The 20112-nt window shown below is 39.6% G+C and carries 17 protein-coding genes; 3 read left to right on the top strand and 14 right to left on the bottom strand.

Annotated features, from left to right (window positions below; translation table 11 throughout):
- Positions 1-65: 65 nt before the first annotated feature.
- The 5 genes from M2M59_RS02455 to M2M59_RS02435 form a co-directional block, all read right to left on the bottom strand.
- A complete protein-coding gene (locus M2M59_RS02455; protein WP_249775377.1) occupies positions 66-1493 on the bottom strand; it encodes a M20 family metallopeptidase in 1428 nt (475 codons plus the stop codon).
- A gap of 32 nt (positions 1494-1525) precedes the next feature.
- Complete coding sequence (locus tag M2M59_RS02450) at positions 1526-2950, bottom strand: YfcC family protein (RefSeq protein WP_249775376.1); 1425 nt, start codon at positions 2948-2950, stop codon at positions 1526-1528.
- Between the two features lie 329 nt (positions 2951-3279).
- Complete coding sequence (locus M2M59_RS02445) at positions 3280-4893, bottom strand: M20/M25/M40 family metallo-hydrolase (RefSeq protein WP_249775375.1); 1614 nt, start codon at positions 4891-4893, stop codon at positions 3280-3282.
- A gap of 57 nt (positions 4894-4950) precedes the next feature.
- Positions 4951-5712, bottom strand: a complete 762-nt coding sequence (locus M2M59_RS02440; RefSeq protein WP_249775374.1) for a dimethylarginine dimethylaminohydrolase family protein — start codon at positions 5710-5712, stop codon at positions 4951-4953.
- Between the two features lie 25 nt (positions 5713-5737).
- On the bottom strand, positions 5738-6610 hold the full coding sequence (locus tag M2M59_RS02435; RefSeq protein WP_249775373.1) for a dimethylarginine dimethylaminohydrolase family protein: 873 nt from the start codon (positions 6608-6610) through the stop codon (positions 5738-5740).
- A gap of 153 nt (positions 6611-6763) precedes the next feature.
- Here M2M59_RS02435 and M2M59_RS02430 point away from each other — a divergent pair, with 153 nt between their 5' ends.
- Entirely contained in the window at positions 6764-7501 is a 738-nt protein-coding gene (locus tag M2M59_RS02430) for an IclR family transcriptional regulator (protein WP_249775372.1), read from the top strand.
- Between the two features lie 56 nt (positions 7502-7557).
- Here M2M59_RS02430 and M2M59_RS02425 read toward each other — a convergent pair whose 3' ends face one another.
- From M2M59_RS02425 to M2M59_RS02390, 8 genes are all read right to left on the bottom strand, one after another.
- Positions 7558-8991, bottom strand: a complete 1434-nt coding sequence (locus M2M59_RS02425; protein WP_249775371.1) for an amino acid permease — start codon at positions 8989-8991, stop codon at positions 7558-7560.
- Positions 8992-9350: 359 nt separating this feature from the next.
- On the bottom strand, positions 9351-10433 hold the full coding sequence (locus M2M59_RS02420) for a DmpA family aminopeptidase (RefSeq protein ID WP_249775370.1): 1083 nt from the start codon (positions 10431-10433) through the stop codon (positions 9351-9353).
- 52 nt (positions 10434-10485) lie between these two features.
- Positions 10486-11451 carry an ABC transporter ATP-binding protein gene (locus M2M59_RS02415; RefSeq protein WP_249775369.1) on the bottom strand — a complete coding sequence of 322 codons (966 nt, stop codon included), beginning with the start codon at positions 11449-11451 and terminating at the stop codon, positions 10486-10488.
- The gene (locus M2M59_RS02410; RefSeq protein ID WP_249775368.1) at positions 11452-12444 is read right to left on the bottom strand and encodes an ABC transporter ATP-binding protein; all 993 of its coding nucleotides are present in this window, start codon (positions 12442-12444) and stop codon (positions 11452-11454) included. It abuts the gene before it with no gap.
- Positions 12445-12462: 18 nt separating this feature from the next.
- The gene (gene nikC / locus M2M59_RS02405) at positions 12463-13347 is read right to left on the bottom strand and encodes a nickel transporter permease (protein ID WP_249775970.1); all 885 of its coding nucleotides are present in this window, start codon (positions 13345-13347) and stop codon (positions 12463-12465) included.
- A gap of 33 nt (positions 13348-13380) precedes the next feature.
- Entirely contained in the window at positions 13381-14301 is a 921-nt protein-coding gene (gene gsiC / locus M2M59_RS02400; RefSeq protein ID WP_249775367.1) for a glutathione ABC transporter permease GsiC, read from the bottom strand.
- An 81-nt stretch (positions 14302-14382) separates the two neighbouring features.
- Positions 14383-15993 carry a glutathione ABC transporter substrate-binding protein gene (locus tag M2M59_RS02395; protein WP_249775366.1) on the bottom strand — a complete coding sequence of 537 codons (1611 nt, stop codon included), beginning with the start codon at positions 15991-15993 and terminating at the stop codon, positions 14383-14385.
- Positions 15994-16029: 36 nt separating this feature from the next.
- Positions 16030-17040, bottom strand: coding sequence for an asparaginase (locus M2M59_RS02390; RefSeq protein ID WP_249775365.1), 1011 nt, complete (start codon positions 17038-17040; stop codon positions 16030-16032).
- Positions 17041-17343: 303 nt separating this feature from the next.
- Between M2M59_RS02390 and M2M59_RS02385 the strand changes: the two genes are divergently transcribed.
- Positions 17344-18246 carry a DMT family transporter gene (locus M2M59_RS02385; RefSeq protein ID WP_249775969.1) on the top strand — a complete coding sequence of 301 codons (903 nt, stop codon included), beginning with the start codon at positions 17344-17346 and terminating at the stop codon, positions 18244-18246.
- Positions 18247-18295: 49 nt separating this feature from the next.
- A complete protein-coding gene (locus M2M59_RS02380; RefSeq protein ID WP_249775364.1) occupies positions 18296-18676 on the top strand; it encodes a DUF4181 domain-containing protein in 381 nt (126 codons plus the stop codon).
- Between the two features lie 56 nt (positions 18677-18732).
- Here M2M59_RS02380 and M2M59_RS02375 read toward each other — a convergent pair whose 3' ends face one another.
- Positions 18733-20070, bottom strand: coding sequence for a cytosine permease (locus M2M59_RS02375; RefSeq protein WP_147195204.1), 1338 nt, complete (start codon positions 20068-20070; stop codon positions 18733-18735).
- Positions 20071-20112: the final 42 nt, after the last annotated feature.

Below are 20112 nucleotides of genomic sequence, written 5' to 3'. Positions count from 1 at the left end.
CCGTGATATGTTGATAACATCACGGTTTTTCTTTGTGCGGAAAATCAATAGTAGAATCCATTTAATTATCTACGGATTCTATATTGCTTATAGTCCTCCGGAAGAGGTGAAACATAGCTTTCTCCATCAAGACGTTCAAGCAATTCTTCTTTCGCCTTCTGGATTAGATCTGGTCTCTTCATCACTTCAGCGGCAGTAGCAGCAATCACTTTTCCTGCATGCAGCATTCCCTTGTGGCCGATGGAAGACCCACCTTGTGAGACCATTTGCCAAGAGTGCAAAGAGGTACCTATTGCTGCACAGGCAGCATAGCATTGTGCTGTCGGAACAATCCAGCTGACATCTCCCACATCTGTAGAACCAGGCATGACTTCTATGTCCTCCACATGCGGCTCCACGATATCAGAGAGCTCTTTTCCTTTTAACTCTTTCACATTTTGCAAACCAAATTCTTTTTCTGCATCTGTAAGTGTATCTCTAATTTCTTTGGCTAATTGTATTTCCTTTTCGTTAAATTGAGGTACACCGAGCTCTACATATTTTTCCTGCATAACGGTTTCTAACGTTGTATTGGGAATATAATTGAACATGGCCGAATCAAAACCAATCTCAAGCTCGGTGCCTGTCATAAGAGCAGCTCCTCTTGCAATATCGCAGACCCGCTCATAAATCTCATGTGTTTGTTTTACTTCTGGCGCACGAACAAAGTACAACACTTCCGCTTCTGATTGAACCACGTTTGGCGACACTCCACCTGTATTGGTGATCGCATAGTGAACCCTTGCTTCCGGAATGATATGCTCTCTTAAATAATTCACTCCAACACTCGTTAACTCTACCGCGTCCAACGCACTTCTCCCTAAATAAGGACTTGCTGCAGCATGAGAACTTTTGCCTGTAAAGCGGAAATTCACTTCATAGCATGCGAGTGTGCGAGAAGACCAAATTTTATTATGAGCTTCTGGGTGCCATGTTAAGGCAAAGTCGACATCATCAAACACGCCTTCTCGAACCATGAAGATTTTACCGCCCCCGATTTCTTCTCCAGGACATCCATAATACCGTATAGTACCTGGTAAATTGTTTTCTTCCATTAATTGACGAAGAGCAATCGCTGCGGCTAGCGACCCAGTACCAAGCAAATTATGTCCACAGCCATGGCCGTTACCGTTTTTCACAACCTCTTCTTGTTTGGTTGATCCTGCTTTTTGGCTTAGACCAGTCAAGGCATCAAATTCACCTAAAATCGCCAACACAGGATTGCCAGTTCCATAGCTTCCCACAAAGGCTGTTTCAATGCCGCTAATCCCTCTCTCCACCTGAAACCCTTCATCTTCAAGCACCTTGCTAATGAGATCGGCAGACTTCCATTCTTCAAATCCAGTCTCAGCATATTCCCAAAGCTGATCGCTGACGCCAATCAGCTTGTCTCGTTTTTCTTCAATTAATTGATCTATTCTTGCTACTTCATTTTCTATTTTCGTATCATTCATTTAGAACACCTCATTTTTTCATTTGTATATCCTTAAAAAGGTCCATATTTTGTGAGATAGGCGATAATGACAAACACGATGGCTACTGCATATTGCACGAGCACCAATGGGAACAGCCATTTTAACCAGCGAATATAAGAAACGCCAACCAAGGCCGCCCCTGCTACAGCTATGCCAGGTATTATCATATTGAATATGCCATCGCCAAATGTGAATATAAGTACAGCTGTCTGTCGGGTAACCCCAATGATGTCAGATAGCGGAGACATAATCGGCATTGTTAGAGCAGCCATTCCACTGCCGGAAGGAACCGCTATATGGAGCAGCGAATCGAAAACCATCATGCCAATTGCCGCAAAGGAAGGAGGCAAGTCCTTAATTAAAGTAGAGGCATAATACAGAATGGTATCCATGATGTGTCCCTGATCGAGCACAATCACAATGCCTCTTGCAACACCAATAATCATGGCACCATAAATGAGTGCTTGAGAACCTTTCATGAATTCATCGACTAATGTATTGGTGGTATAGCGGGCAATGAGCCCAATTGCTATACCGAATATAATGAACATTCCGGCAATTTCATTTATAAACCAGCCAAATTTTACAACGCCCACTCCTAGGATTATCAAATTGAGAACAAAGCAAGCGAGAATCAATTTATGTTTGCGTGTTAATGTAATATCAGACTTTAATAGCTGGTCAATTTGTTCACGTTGAATTGTTCCATATTCCCCTAAGGACGGGTCTTGTTTCACTTTCATCGCGTGCCGATAAACAAAAATTACAGATACTATGTACATAACAACAAAAGCTACAATCCGAAGGCCCATCCCCGAGAATGGCGGAAGCCCAGCTATTCCTTGTGCCACCCCTACGGTAAATGGATTCATAATCGCCGTCGTAAAACCTGCGGATACACCGACTAACACAATGCCAAGACCTGTAAGCGCATCATATCCTAGCCCTACAATCAGCGGAGTGATAATCAGAATATAAGGAAGTGTTTCCTCATACATCCCAAGCAATGAGCCTAACAATGCAAAAAATAGCATCAAAACGGGAATGAGTAATTTCTCTTTTGAGCCGAACTTGCGAGTCATCGTTACAATGAAAGCCTCAACAGCACCCGTCGAATTCAGCACACCGTATGCACCACCAATAATTAAGAGGAAAAACATAATTGAAGCTGCATCGACCATCCCAGCAGGGATACTACCCAAGATGCCCATAAACCCAACTGGTTCAGCCTTTATAAAATGAAACGAATCAGGTTTCACAATACTCCTGCCATCGACCATTTCCCTTTCATATTCTCCAGTTGGCATAATATACGTCAATATTACGCAGATAGCTAACAATCCTAATAAAAGAGCAAAGACATTAATCTCTTTCGGCTTCTTCCCAGCTTTTGCCTCTCGTATGTCTACAACCTTTGGCGCCGTATTATTTGTCATACCTTTCCCCCCTTATCATCTATTCTTTTTAAATGAATAGTAATAAATTTTGAATATTGCTAATAAATATACAGAAGTACATATATTCCGTCAACCGAAATATTCTAAATATTTTAAATTAGTAATATGGTAGCACTTTAATTGGATGAATCATAAGTTTTACTTTATTAGTAAAGATTCATTTGCTAATCTATAAATTTCAAAGCTAAAAATAGCTCTAAATTTCAACATTAATGCTGGTATTTCAGCTATGTATTTTTAAACAACAACAAAAAAGCCTCCAACCTTATAAAAGATTGAAGACTTTGATATAATCTACGCTATTGTTTTCACTGAACAGTTATTTTCATCAAGCTTTTTATTAAACGATCAAGCATAGCAGGAGTTTGAATAAATGCACTTTCAATATGTAGTCGTTCAGTTAATTGATGGGGGTCCTTCCCAAACGGTCCTACATTAAGTACAGGTGCTTGAAGTTTATGCATATCAGCAAATGGAATACTGTAAACGTCTCCCCATACTGGTGTATTTCGCTCAAATGCAGCCCATCCATCCTCATCTCCACTATAATGGACATAACTTAAATCACAAATCCCGTTGAAATAATGGACTTGCTCCATTGCTACACCAAATTCTATAGCTACATCTTTTACCAATTGGACAGCATCCATAATAAGCGGATCATCAGATGTGTTAACGGCCGGATAATATGGTGGGGCGAATAGCAATACGATAGCTGGTGCCAACTCTTGGCATTCTATCATCAACTTATCTGCTATTCGTAAAGATTGCTCACGTTCGTCCCAATTAGAATTTGTGATAACTTCATCTCGTATCTGTACCACTCGTTCAATGCCCAACTTGTTTTCTGCGTAAGAAAGTAATTGTTCGTAACGCAATACTTTTACTTTCCCTACGCCTTCGATTCCTTGTTTTAAACAAAGTTCTGTATACGCCTTATTACAGTCTTCTGCTGATTCCTCTGCAATTTGCTCAAATAAATCCAATACCTCAGAAGCTGACCGTTTCATTAAAAATACATTATATAGAGCAGAGGCACGGTAAGGCGTTTGTGTTGAATACGCATCTTTTAAATCTCTTTGCTGTAGAGAAACCGGCAACGGCGTGGTTTCCGAAAGATCACTTTCTTGGAAAAGCGCATTCCATTCCATTCGTTGCGTTAAGAAGGTTGAAATATAATTTGCTGTCATCCCTTTTAGCGGCTCGCCAACATGCGTTTCTTTTCCATAGAAAAGAGCAGCTGGCATAATCTTACCAATTGTCCCTGAATAAATGTAATGTTTCTCATCACCAGGTATTTGTGCAAATGAAGGTTCACTATTTAAAAACAATTTATAGGCAATGCCATATTGATCGCGCATCTTGACTAGTTCTGTTACGGCCCTTCTCATGCCAGATGAATTCACTTCTTCATCCGGAACAGTTAATAAAATTAGATTAATGGGCCACTTTTCTATACTTGCTTTTTCGATAAGTGCCATATGCAGCGCGAGGCCCATTTTCATATCCATTGTCCCTCGACCAAACAAGTATTTCCCTGATTCAAGATCCAGCCGCGCATCTTCCGGAAGATTACTTTTTCGGTTGAGTAGCTCTTTTGTTAGTTCTTCAGGCTGGAAGGCAAGCGGCTCAAGATCACCATATTCTTCTGTTTGCACAGTGTCAAAATGGCTGATTAAAACTACCGTTTCTTCTACCTCTTGGTTTCTATAAAAGGCAGTCACCAATTTCCGACCAAGGTCAGCTTCGTGAAAAGACAAGTATTCTGGATGCATTTTGAAATATTCCAGGTCGCCTAACTTTTTATGGACTTTATGTGCAAATTGGCGTTCCCCCTCTGTAAAGGTTCGACTATCCCAGCTGACAAGCTCACATAACAGTGCTCTAAGCTTTTCCGGGGTGGCCCATAATAATTGACTCATCCCAATCACCTTCCTTGATAAAATTTCCCTTAGTGATAGTTTTATATTCTATTTATACTAGAACCGTAAAGATAAACAGCTTAATCCGCCATCTTGCTTTTGGAATTCGGACATTTCTAATTCGATGGTTTTATAGCCTGCTTCATTCATTTTTCGTTTTGTTTCTTCATAACCTTTTGGGATGATAACGTAATCATTTACTCTTATGCAGTTTGCAGAGTATTCATCCTCAGCTGATACTGTCAGTTTGTCATATTGCTCGAAATCTGGATGATCTAAAAATTCGCCTGCTGCCACAATTAAATTATTACCTAGATAAGCAATCCCTGTTTTGAGGTGGAAAAATTTTTCTAACGGGACAATAGTTCCTTTATAACCTTCAGATTCTACTATTTCTTTTAACTGGCGTGCCCCTTCTTCATTTGTACGATCTGAGATACCTATATAAAAATGATTATCTGCCTGAAGAACATCTCCACCATCTAAAGTGCCTGGTGCCTTGATATAATATATTTTTTCATAAAAATCTTTTAATACGGATTCCATTTCTGTTATTTCGCCATTTCGTGAATCCGCTCCTGGATTGGAAACCACCGCAAACTCAGAAGTTAGGACTGCAGTGTCTTCCACAAATGTAGAATCGGGAAAATCTTCACTTGCCGGAAGATGTGTTACTTCTACACCACATTTTTTTAATGCTTCTACATAAGCCTTGTGCTGTTCCAATAATTTCTCGTAATCCGGCTTACCAAGATCTGATGTTGTTAATCCATTTACATAGCTTTCCCCAGGTGTTTTTACAATTACATTTTTAAACATTTACTATTCCCCCATTGTTTTTAGTTTATTTGCGCACTACCGGACATGTTAAACAAGTTGGTCCCCCTGTGCCCTTATAGCTAATTTCTTGCCCCTTGTATTCATATACTTCAGCCCCTGCATCAATCAACTGTTGTTTGGTCTGATTGTTGCCTTCTGGAATAACGCATACCCTTGGAGTCAAGGCTAGTACATTACACCCTAGATTCATATATTCATCATCAGAAACTTCAATGAGCTGGATGCCCCGTTCAATCAATAGCTGCCTAAAGAAGACTGGCATGAGCCGTGAATACACTACTGCTAAATCATGATCTACCATGCTGATGAATGACATTAAATGCAGGCATTCGCGCACTCCTTGATCATGTGGAAGTTGCACAACAATGAATTCATCAACAAGAGGTGCTGTTATTTCTTTCAACTGTCGAATTGCTTCAGCATTCGTCCGATAGCCCAATCCTACAGCAAGCGTTCTGTCATCAAGCCACACAAGATCCCCAGCATCAGAAACAGCATCTCCTGTCAATTCACCAATAATAGGAATGTTCTTTTCCCCAAGAAATTCTTTATATGCCTTTGCTTCAGGCTGCCTTACTGCCTTTCCAGATTTTAAAATGATGGCTCCATCACTTGTAAATTTCACTGGATCATGGGCATATAAGGAATCCAATCCTGCATCAGAAAAGACAGGCAAATAATCAATATTCGGAACATGTTTCTTCAGGATAGAAATAAACGTAGCGTGTTCTTTTACTGCTTCTTCGTAATTCGGCTCTTCTAAATAGTTGAATCTCTTCCATTCCTTCGAGACATTTTCTTGATTGATAAATGATTCTTCTGGCCGTTTAACAATTACTCTTTCTAAGGGTTTATACATAGATGAACAAAAACTCATTCTCTCCCACTCCTTTTTCCGCATTGTGAAAAATATTTCTGCTTAAAGGAAAATCTTCTTAAATTATAAAAGTGAATATGTTATAATGTCAATATGTTTTAAATTTTTAGAAATCTTTATTTTTAATGAACCGAAAGATAGGTGACAAACCATATGCAATCAATTGACCGTGCGATGAGTGTTATTAAAATATTAGTTTCTGATTCTGATAACTGGATGTCTATTACAGAGCTCGCGGAAGCATGCAACCTTCCCATTAGCTCTATGCACCGACTACTAAAAGCCATGATGAAACATGGATTAATCCAACAAGATCTCCAATCTAAACAATATAGCTTAGGGAATAGTTGGCTTGAATACGGTTTAATTATGTATGACAAAATGGACTATATTAGTCAGATTAGACCTGAACTAGAGAGGCTTATGAACAACGTAGAAGAAAGCGTCTACCTTAGCCAACCTATGGGAAATGAATCACTAATTATTGAGCGAATTGACAGTATAGCAAACCCAATTCGGGTGTATGATCAGCTAGGATCTAAGATTCCTATGAACATAGGTGCTGCCAATAAAACGATGCTCTCATTTATGCCATACCAACAGACAAAGAAAATTTTAGAATCTCTTTTGCCTGAGCAGGAAATAGAAGCTTGTTGGGAAGTTTTAAAAGAAACAAAAATGAACGGATACGGAATCAGCCACAATGAAAGAACGGAAGGGACGACTTCTGTTGCCGCCCCGATTTTAAACCATTTTGGAGAAGTCCATGGTGCAGTAAGCATCGGATTTGTCAGCTTTAATTTAACAGATGATAGACTAGACTTCCTCATTAAAAATGTGGTGGAAACAGGCAACCGCATTTCTAAAAAGTTAGGGTATAACGGTTTTTAATAAGACAAGCAATGGGTTTACCAGCAGTGCTAATAACTCATTGCTTTTTATTATGGCTATGATTCTTGTTCAGTTATTTGTACAATGGTTTGTTCAGTAAACTCCTCTTCTTTTGTCACCACTTTCTTCGCCAACTTAAATTTATAAAACAATACACAAGCAATTAAGAAACCTACGCCATAAAACACACCCAGTCTCTGGGTAGGATCAAAGGCAAGAAAGATAAGAATAAAGAAACAAAATCCAAAACAAAATAACGGGACGATTGGATATAATGGAACCTTGTATTTTAAATCCGTCAGCTTCCCTCCCCCTTTTAGGAACTTTCGACGGAACATATATTGAGATAAAGCAATACCCATCCAGGAAATAGTGACCGATATTCCGGCTATAGACATCAATAAAACAAATACTGTGTCAGCTGCTATGAAGCTTGTTAATAAAGATAAAAGCGAAAAAGAGATGGTGAATATAAGGGCATTGAGTGGAACTTTTCTCTTAGTTAATTTTCCGAAGACTCTAGGAGCCATTCCATCGTGAGCCATTGACCATAATAAACGTGTTGAAGCATACAGACAGGAATTTCCTACTGATAAGATAGCAGTTAAAATAATAAAATTCATAATGCCCGCCGCATATGGCACACCGGCTATTTTCATTAGAGTAACAAATGGACTTTCCAATAATCCTAATTCAGAAGAAGGGAAAATAGCGGAAAGAATAATGATCGATGAAATGTAGAAAACGATTATTCTAAAAAGAACATTGCGAATCGCTTTCGGAATATTTTTTTCCGGCTCTTCACTTTCACCTGCAGCAATTCCAATTAATTCTGACCCTTGGTAGGAGAAAATAACATTCATCATGGTAACAAAGACAATGGCAATACCTGCCGGGAAAAGACCGGTCGGCGCTAAATTCGTCATAAAGGGAGTTGAGCGGTCAGATAAAGGAATGAAACCAAAGATTCCTGCGATGCCAATAAGAATAAATGCAATCACAGCTACTACCTTTATCCCCGCGAACCAATACTCCGCCTCAGCAAATCCTTTCGTTGTTAACGCATTTAAAGTGAATAAAAGCACAATAAATGCAGCACACCAAATCCAAACTGGCGTATGAGGAAACCAATGCTTCATAATCATGCCTGCAGCTGTAAATTCAACACCTGCAGTTGCAGCTGAACCCACAAAATACATCCATCCTAGTGAGAAACCCGCAGATGGCCCAATGTATTTAGCTGCGTACTTTTGAAACGAACCAGTAACTGGCATATGAACAGCAAGCTCCCCCAAGCAAACCATAACCATATACAAAATCAAACCGCCAATCAAATAGCCAATAATAGCTCCCCCGGCTCCTGCTTGATTAATCGTAAAACCTGCATTCAAAAAAAGCCCGGTCCCGATAACGCCGCCTAGTGAAAGCATAAATAAATGGCGTTTTTTCATCGAACGGTTTAACTGTTCGTGTGTTTCCATTTTCTCCATTAACCGCACCCCCAAGATATGTTTGAAGTCTAATAGAACCAAACCTGTTCCCCTATTAAAAGCTATAAGCGCTTCTTTGCCCCCTCTTTCCGCATAGCGGAATTAAATTCTGTTAAAAGGAATATTGATTAAATTATAAATAACGATACTTTTATTTGTCAATATATTTTGAATAGTAAAAATGTAAATGCTTTCATTTCATAATAATGATGAGCATTTAAAATAGATCGGCTTGAAACCAAAACTAGATCACATACCTCCTCCTATAATAATTTTTCAGACATAAAAAAATCCCCATTCAATAAACAGATTAACTGTCTACCAAATAGGGAGCTTCAATATTAAGTTAATAAGTACAACTAACTATTCCATCCTTTAAGCCCCATTAAAACTTCATAAGGAACTTCCTCTTTCACCTTTCCCTTGTTACCCTCGGTAGTGGTGGCTTTACAGATAGAATTCCAAATAGCTTCTTCCACAGTGTCCACCGCCATTTCAAAAAGTTGGGAGATCAGCTGGCCATCCTCTCGCAAAAAGTGAAATGTGTTGCATTCCTGGTTAGGTGGCAGCTTATGAGGAATACGATGCGCTGTAGAAAAGGCAATAACGATATCTCCGCTTCCATGGGATGCATAAGACCCAGTTCTCGAAAGACCAAAGGCAGCGCGTTTCGCTAATCGTTGCAACTGCCTTTCATTTAAAGGAGCATCTGTTGCAAGGACTATCATAATAGAGCCATCTGGCATTCTTTCTTTGTTCTCTTCCGCTTTCGCGAATCGGCCGTCACCCGGTATGCGCAAATCTTTTTTTTCACCAAAATTGCTCACGACTAAAGCTCCAACTGTATACAGATTATCCCCAAAGGAGGCTTCTCTTGAGCTTGTCCCAATGCCTCCTTTATAACCTAAGCAAGACATACCTGTCCCTGCACCAACGCATCCTTCTTCCACGATCCCACTCTCAGCATTCTGAATTGCTTGAATGGCATGTTCTGGTGCAACATGCATGCCGCGAATATCATTCAGATACCCATCGTTGCATTCTCCTACAATGACATTGACAGTGCCGGTTGTATCGCCAATTTGCGGATTTTGCCTGAGAAGATAACGAATGGTTCCATCTAAGACTGCCGGAACAGATAGCGTATTTGTTAGCATAATGGGGCTTTCAATTACACCCAATTCCTGTAGCTGGATGGTCCCTACCGTCTTGCCAAATCCATTAATCACATATGAGCTCCCTAAAACTTTTTCTTCGAAGAGAGAATCAGTATGAGGCAGGATAACTGTTACCCCTGTTCGAATGGCATGTCCGTCTTCATTATTATAGGAAAGGGTAACATGTCCCACCTTCACACCCGAAACATCTGTTATCGAATTATGTTTTCCGGTTTGAAATCTACCTATTTTAATACCTAGATCACGTAGCCTAACTCTGCCCATTTCTTTTCACCACCAAAATTTGTCTATTATATAAATTGAAGACTATCTCTTTTCAATATAAATGACAAGCAGAAAAATGGCCTGGAGAAGTTTCCTTTAATACAGGAACTTCGATTTTGCATATTTCCATACAGGCATTACAGCGAGGGTGGAATGTACAACCAGTTGGTGGATTTGATGGGCTTGGTATATCTCCTTGCAAAACAATTCGTTCTTTTTTTATACGCGGATTAGCTATTGGAACGGCAGACATTAAGGCTTTGGTGTATGGATGCTTTGGATTCTCGTACAATGTTTCCTTCCGAGCAATCTCTACTAATTTACCAAGATACATTACACCTACCCGATCACTGATATGTTCGACAACACTTAAATCATGAGATATGAAGAGATAAGTTAACCCAAATTCCTCTTGTAAATCTTGCATGAGATTCAACACTTGCGATTGAATGGACACATCCAATGCAGACACAGGTTCATCTGCTACTATCAATTTCGGATTGACAGCAAGTGCTCGCGCAATCCCAATTCGTTGCCTTTGTCCACCACTGAATTCATGTGGATAACGATTGGCGTGATAGGATGTAAGCCCAACACATTCTAATAATTCATGTACTTTTTTTATTCTGTCTTTTTTGTTCATCATATTATGAACAATTAAGGGCTCAGCAATAGTTTCGCCTATCGTCATTCGTGGATTTAAGGAGGCATATGGATCCTGAAAGATCATTTGTAATTCTTTTCTTGCTTCTCGAATTTGTTTGTCGTTTAACTTACTAAGATCTCTTCCGTCAAACAAGATTTCTCCCTCAGTCGGTGCAAGCAGTCTTGTAATCATTCGTCCAATCGTAGACTTGCCGCATCCACTTTCCCCAACTAACCCTAACGTCTCTCCTTTTTCGATAGTAAGCGATACTCCGTCCACTGCTCGAACAAAAGACTTTTTCTGCCCAAACAAACCTTTGTTGACTGGAAAATGTTTTTTTAGATTTTTGACTTCCAATAAGAGCTCTGTCATTTACTTTGCCTCCTTTACAAATTCATCTTCATAAAGGAAACAGCGACACTGATGTCCATTCGAAATCTGGCTCAACTCTGGATCTTCCGTTTTACAAATCTCCATTACTTCTATGCAACGCGGAGCAAATTTGCAGCCCTTTGGCATATTAGCAGGAGTCGGAACATTACCCGGAATAGACGTAAGCCGCTCTGATTTCAATCCTAATTTTGGAACAGAATTTAACAAGCCCTTTGTATAAGGATGTTTCGGATTTTCAAATAGTTCAAAGACATCCGCCTCTTCTACCACCTTGCCCGCGTACATAACGACAATACGATCACACATTTCGGCCACTACCCCTAAATCATGAGTGATCAGCATCATAGCTGTTCCCTTTTCTTGTTTCACTTTTTTCATGATTTCTAATATTTGAGCCTGTATGGTTACATCTAATGCGGTTGTTGGTTCGTCTGCTATTAATAATGTAGGATTACAAGACATGGCCATCGCAATCATTACTCTCTGTCTCATGCCGCCGGAAAGTTGGTGGGGAAATTCATCGATAATCTCCTCCGCTCTAGGTATCCCAACAAGCTTTAACATATTGATGACGTGTTCTCGCGTTTTTTTCTTGTCATACTTCAAGTGTAGCCTAACTGCCTCTCCAATTTGTTGACCTATTTTATAAACTGGATTAAGTGATGTCATAGGTTCTTGAAAGATCATAGCTATTTCATTGCCTCGTATTTTACGCATTTTGTCTTCTGGCAGGGTTAAAAGATCACTATCTTTAAACCTGATAGATCCATCTACGACTTTACCAGGTGTATGACCAAGCAAGCCCATAACAGAAAGCGACGTTACACTTTTACCACATCCGGATTCACCCACAATGCCCAGTGTCTCTCCTTCATTGATAAATAGGTCAACGCCATTCACTGCAGGTATTTGTTGATTATCAACGAAAAAATAAGTTTTTAAATTAGATATCTCTAATAACCTATTACTCATATGATCGCTCCCTATCTATTAATCTTTCATCTTCGGATCGAGCGCATCTCGTAATCCATCACCTAACAAATTAAAAGCAAGAACCGTAATAAATATGGATAGACCGGGGAAAAACGTAACATGGGGAGCCGTGTTTAGAAAATCTCTCCCTGCACTGAGCATGGCACCCCATTCTGGAGATGGCGGCTGTGCACCCAATCCTAAAAAGCTCAGACTTGCAGCTGTTAAAATCGCTGTGCCAATTCGCATCGTAAAATAGACAATGATACTTGAGAGGGTGCTGGGGAAAATGTGTTTAAATATAATCCTTTTTGCTGATGCTCCAACTGACCTGGCTGATTCAACATACAACGTTTCTTTAATCGAGAGAGTACTGCTTCTGACAATTCGCGCAAAAGTCGGTATACCAAAAATAGCAACAGCAATCACGACATTTCCTAATCCTGGTCCTAAAATAGCGATAATCCCAATGGCTAGTAAAATACCGGGAAAGGCAAATAAAACATCACAAATTCGCATAATCATATTATCGAGCCAGCCACCATAATAACCACTGACTAAGCCTAAAATTGTTCCAAGAACAGCACTGAAAAATACAGAGCTTAATCCGACAAAAAGAGAAATTCTTGTTCCTTCGATAATTCTGCTAAAGATGTCTCTTCCAAATGCATCTGTGCCAGCTAAATGTTGCATGGACGGTGAACTCAAAATATTTTCATAATCCGGCTCTACAGCTGAATATGGTGCAATAAATGGACCTAATAGCGCCACAATAAATAAGAATCCAATAAAAAAGGCAGCAATCATAGCAATACGCTGTTTCTTAAATTTTCTCCAGAACTCTAAAAACGGGGTTCGGACTTTTTCGGCTTCTTGTCGGCCATCTTTTAAATGAAGATCCACAGTACCATTTTTCAACTCTCTACCCCCTATTTATTATTTATAGCGAATTTGCGGATTCATCATCCCATATAAAACATCCACAATTAGATTAATCAAAATGAACTCTAATGCAAAAAGCAGCATTTCTGCTTGAATGACCGGATAATCGCGAAACGATACTGAATCAATTAACAAACGTCCTAATCCAGGCCAACTAAATACAGTTTCCACGACAATAGATCCTCCCAATAAAAAGCCAAACTGTAATCCAGTCATCGTTATTACTGGTATCATGGCATTCTTTAAAGCATGATTCCACACCACTACATTTTCTTTAAGCCCCTTCGCCCTTCCAGTCCGAATATAATCTTCTCTTAGAATGTCCATTAAAGAAGATCGTGTAAAACGCGCTATAACAGCAGCTACTCCTGCTCCTAAAGTGACTGAAGGAAGAATATAGCTTTTCCAAGACTCAATTCCTCCTGTTGGAAACCATCCAAGCTTTACTGAAAATAATTGAATGAGCATTAAACCCAGCCAAAAGGATGGCAACGAGATCCCTGAAACAGCGCCAAACATCCCTGTGTAATCTTGCCACTTGTTTCGCTTTGTGGCTGAAATGACTCCTATCAGCAATCCAAAAACAATTGCCCACACCATACTCCAAATTGTTAACCAGAAGGTGGGCATAAATCTGTCCACTATCTCATCAAATACAGGTCTTTTGGTTTTCATTGATGTACCTAAATCGCCCTGTAGTATTTTTCCTAGATATACAAAGTATTGTTTAACTTTTGGTTGATCTAGACCTAATTCTTGCCGTACAAGCTCTACATCTTTATAGCTCGCATCAGGTCCTGCTACTAGTCTTGCAGGATCTCCTGGAATCATATGCACAAACATAAATATAAAAATAGAGACAATGAAGAGAGTTGGAATAATCCCTAATAAGCGCTTAATCGTATAGTGAAACATAATCCTCCCCCTCGAAGATTGTTAGTAAAGGTTCTTATAATAGTGAGCGCTAATTTTGCAACTAGCGCTCTTCACTATGTGTTATCTTTTAATTTCAGCTTCACTTGCGCTGAGCGCACCATCGGGAAGTAAATAGACGCCTTCCAAGTAATTCTTTTTGCCTGCCATTGTATCTTCAACCATGAGATACGCCCATGGAGCATCCTTCCAAATAATTTCTTGCATTTCAGCATAGGCTTCTTTGCGTTTTTCTTGGTCTGCTGTTTGAAGGCCTGCATCAATTAATTCATCTACTTTTTTATTTTCATAATATGATACGTTATAAGATGTTGGAGGAGCTGAATCACCCGCTAACAGTGGGCGGATTCCCCAGTCTGCATCACCTGTAGAAGAAGACCAACCGCCATAGTAAAGCTCTACCTCAGCATCTTTTGCATTTTGCACAGACCAAATTTTATCTGAAAGTGTCCCGGATTCCATCGGGACCACGTTTACTTTAATACCGACTTGGCTCAGTTGCTGTTGTATAAATTCCATTGCCTTCATAGCATCCGAGTTGTTCGCGCCCCATACTTTTGTTTCAAAACCATTCTCGTATCCTGCTTCTTTTAACAATTTTTTTGCTTTTTCAAGATCATAAGGATATGGTGTTTGCTTAGAATAGAATTGGAGACCTTCTGGAATAATGGAGTCCATTTCACTTCCATATCCGCGGTAAACCACTTTTAAAAATGCTTCCTTATTGATAGCATAGTTAATTGCCTGGCGTACTCGCACATCATTAAATGGTTTCTTCGTGGTATTCATCGACATATACCGGGCCACAATGGATGGCTTATTTTCAACTACAATTCCGTTTTTACCGTTTATTTGAGCAGCTTGTTCAGTTGGAATTGGATAAATGAAATCAGCTTCGCCTGTTTGAAGCATGGCTACACGCGCACCATTTTCCGGCACTGGTTTAAACTTTATATCATCAACTTTCGGCAATCCTGCTTGCCAGTAATCTGGATTTTTCACAACTGTTAAATGATCACTTTGATCCCACTCAGAAAATTTGAATGGACCTGTGCCAACTGGATGTGTTGCAACATCTTTTCCATACTTTTTAATGGCTTTAGGGCTCATGATTCTTGCCGCTGGATGTGCGAAGTTATTCAGCATTGCACCAAATGGTTTCTTTAATGTCACCTTGAAGGTGTAATCATCGATCGCTTCTGTTTTCTCCACAAGCTCGAACATGCTATAACGTTTTAATTTATTATCCGGATTTGCTACACGATCGATATTGACCTTTACAGCTTTTGCATTAAATGGAGCACCATCGTGAAACTTTATTCCTTTTCTCAGATTGAAGGTGATTTCTTTTGCATCTTTACTAGCTTTATAGCTTTCCGCCAATACAGGAATCATTTTCATATCCTTATCAAAGCCAACAAGTCCTTCTAACAGGGTGGATTGAATGGAACCAGACAGTGTATCATTTGTGTCTTGTGGATCCATGCTCACAAGATTATCTTTAATGGCAATCGTAAGAGAGTTGCCTTCTTTCTTTGCAAGCGATTGGTTTTTAGGATTTGCATTCTTGGATGGATTAGGTTCTTTGCTTGTGGAACCAGAACACCCTGCAAGCACAAGGAGTACTGCCAATAAACTAGTTAACCATACAAATAGACATCTTTTCTTAAACATTTCCCTTCCCCCTCGACATTTTTATTTTCCCTGCTTCTAACACTTTCGCAAAATAAAAGATGGAACAAGTTGCCCTATATCCTCTTGTCGGGCATTTTTTAAAACTGGCTGATGATATTGCCTTAAATGATTCAATTGTTCTTGATCTAATAAATCCAGCTGTCTCAGTACCTCTAATGCTGTTGGATAAACGGCCCTGCTGTTCCCGTCTTCTACCTTTATAGCAATGCCGACGCCAGTTTCTTTATCGCCAATTAAGTACACAGCCTCGGCTCCTGCTTTTCCAAACATTCTTCCTGCGGCAGCTTTCATAAAATCTGTACAAAAACGGGCCGTCCCACCAACCATTTCCGGATATTTCATCATAGCGGTAGTGATTCGATTAACCGCTTCGGTCCGGCTGTCTGAAAATGTGTTTGGACGAGTCATTCTTGCAAATCCATATGCTAATCGTTCTAATGGCAATGCATGTACCGGCACTCCACAACCGTCTATCCCAATCTTTATTTTTTCAATTGGATACTCAGTCACCTCAGAAATCACCTTCATGATACGTTGTTGGACAGGGTGATCAGGTAAATAATAGTCTTCCAGTGATTCACTGTTATGCTTTGCTGTCACTAGCATGCCTGTATGCTTCCCTGAACAATTATTATATAAAGGGGTCAGTTCCTTTCCGGCTGCCATGAGCTGTTTATAAGTTTCCTGCGAATGAGGAATATGGGTGCCGCATTGCAAGAATGCTTCTTCTATGCCTGTCCTTTTTAACATCGCTAAAACGCGATCGGTATGCTGTGCTTCTCCGCTATGTGATGCACAACATAAGGAGAGGTCCTGTTCACTTAGCCCATATCGATCCGCTGCTCCCGTTTCCACAATCGGCATAGCTTGCAACGGTTTCACTGCAGAACGAGCATAGGTTTCTCGATATGGGTCACCCGCTGCATATAGTAATGTACCTGCCGAATCAACAACTGCTACATGTCCAAAATGAGAGCTTTCTATCTTTTTCCCGCGATAAACATCTACAAGTTTCAATGGATTCATCTTTATGCACCTCTTCTCATCAATAAAATTCGTTCAAATGTTTGACCTATTATATTGATGAGGAAAGTCTATTAGAACCGAATTCTTTCAGAGAATATCAATAATCCTTCATAGATATCAGATAAAAGTGGTATAACCATTTAGCAGAAGAGGCATATAGCATGTTTTTTTATGACTGTGATAATTCTTTGATGGACATTGGAATATAGAGTGTCCTTTATATGGGTAATTTTATTTATTCAAAATTCAGAAATGCTTGTTATAATTAGCTATACTTAAATAAAGGAGCTGGCTACCTTGCCTATGTTGTATGTATGTTTATTGTTATTGACGAGTTTTCTATGGGCGGGGAATTTTGTAGTGGGAAAATCACTTGTAGACCATGCTAGCCCCATTACCTTGACTACCTTAAGATGGTTGATTGCTGTACTTTGTCTCCTACCTTTTGTATGGTGGAAAGAAAAGAAGCTACTGCCATCAAAAAGTGCCATTCTACCCCTTATACTGATGGGGGTGACAGGCGTGGTGTTATTTAATATTTTTCAATTTTTAGCGCTCGAACATACTTCGGCGACAAATGTTGGGTTAATCTCCACACTTAATACCATTTCAATCGCTGTCTTTTCTTTTTTTCTATTAAAAGAGCGGATTGCTCCATTACAAACACTCGCAATGGCCTTCTCTTTCTTTGGCGTTTTGCTTGTACTGACAAAAGGGAAATTAGGCTTACTTCTCGCCTTTCAATTCAATGTGGGTGATTTGTGGATGATTGCGGCTGTTCTGATTTGGGGGCTTTATTCTGTTTTTAGTAAATGGGCGATGGCGAAAACCACACCGTTAATGGCTACCTTGTATTCAGGTATTTTTGGGCTAATCGCCATAATTCCTTTTAATGTGGCTGACTTCCACATCACCAATGTCAATCCATCCTTCTTGGGTGCCCTTTTTTATACCGGGCTGATCTCTACAGTCCTATGTATGGTGCTTTGGAATATTGGCGTACAAAAAATCGGCGCAACAACTGCTGGCCTTTTCTTGAATTTCAATCCTATTTTTACAGCCATCTTATCTTTTTTACTTTTAAGAGAACGAATGACGTTCATCCAAGTGATCGGCAGCATCATCGTCATTGCAGGCTGCTACTTGTTTTCTATTTTTAAAGCAAAAGAAGACGCTGAAGTTCATGAAGAAAGTTCGGCTGCATGAGATGAGTAATTCTTAAAACACAATACTCCTATACGAAGGAGGGTACTTTATGATGAAATTCTTAATTTTCCTTACCTTATTATTAGTTGGCGGTTGGGTTATCGAATATCTACTTCGAAAAACCTTTAACGTCAAAAGAAATGGTTATATTTATAAGCCTATCAATCTACTACATAAACGTTTAGAATGGACGCTGCTTGGACTTTTCTTCATTTCAATCGTACTTTTTTCTAAGTATACCTTTTTAATTGTGCTGCTTTATTTGATTATACTGAATCTGTTCCGCGGTTTTATGGAGTGGTTATTTGCTAGAGATAAAAGAGAGTATATTATCACTCTTTTATTTATGATAATTTATCTTCTGTTTGTGGCAATCACCTATTTCTTATTTGTATCATTCGATTTTATTCCGCCATTTCATTGGAATTAAAAATAAACTCAAGATTGCTGTAGAAATAGCAATCTTGGGTTTTAATTTATTCATCATTAAACAGTAAAATGGTCAGGTGCAATATTCTTTTTAACACGCATAGCAATTATATAGACAATCGCAGAAACCAATAGCGATTGGACTGCTGGGAGCCCTACATTATATACATATTGCGTCAAATAGCCAACAAAGATACCGGCAACTAAAGCGATCGTTGCCATCCAGTTCCATCCATTCTTATCTTCCCACTCCTGTTTACGAATCATGAAGAAGTCCGCCATCATTACTCCACCGATTGCTGGATACAATAGAGCAGTTAAATACAAGAAGTCCATAAAGTGGTCGAGTATTCCCAATAGCGCGACTATTATAGCGAGTATTGTTCCTAATAATGTTAAAAGCGCACGCCCCTTACCGGAATTTACATTCAAAACATTTGCTAAGGCGAGACCCATGCTATAATTATTTACAAGCTGTGAGGTCCATGTAGCAAACCATAGGATTAGAAATCCCCAAATCGGAAAACCCATGCCCATCATCACATTCACAATATCAGCATCACCTACGCCTACTGCCATTATTGCTCCGACAATGAAAAGAGGGAATCCAACTAATACGATGCCACTCGGAATGATAAAGTTATCCTTCCAAGTAGGTTTTGCATAGCGCGTGTAATCTGATGCGATCACCCACTGAGAAACATTCACCCCAATAACAAGGCTGATAGCTGCCCATATAGACATGGTAGGCTCAGGATGCCAGGAACTAATGGTTTCCCACCCTGTATTCTTTAAGGCATAGTATATCCCTCCTGCAATCAAAAGTAAGCCTGCTGGTACAGCGATATAATCTGTCCATTTCATTGAGCTATAGCCAATAATAGAAGGCAATGCAAAGAGTAAACCACAAATAACTGTTACAATGGCCCATCCAATCCAGTTATTCTTATAATCAATCCCAAACATAGCTGATATAGCATTCCCCGCAACTGCCGTTTGAACTGCCCACCAGCCAAGTGAAACAAGGAAAATCGTCAATCCGACTAAGACTTTTGCTTGCACAGATCCAAAGCTCGTCTTCGCTATAACGGAAGAGGCTCTTCCTGTTTTAGCGCCGATATATCCTTGAAGCGTATTTCCAATCCACTGAATACCGAATAGTGAAATAATCAGTATCACAAGAATGGTAGACAATCCAAAGCTAGCAGCAAGAGAAGCTCCTACCATCAAAACCGGAATGGTAAATTCTAAACCGCCAAAAATCATGGCTGGTGTCAGCCAATGCTGACGCTGGGATTCTGGAATTGAATCCAACGCTTGGTCTTGTTCCATAAAACCTTCAGCACTCGTTTTGTTTGTTTTTTCCGCCACCTCTACTGTATTCGGTTGTGCCATATGTTTCCCCCTTTTCATTTTTAAAAAATGAGAGAATAGAAA

The organism is Rummeliibacillus sp. G93 (assembly GCF_023515935.1).
In the GTDB taxonomy this organism is placed as follows: domain Bacteria; phylum Bacillota; class Bacilli; order Bacillales_A; family Planococcaceae; genus Rummeliibacillus; species Rummeliibacillus stabekisii.
Note: the sequence above shows the minus strand (reverse complement) of the source record. Positions and strands in the feature narration are given on the sequence as shown.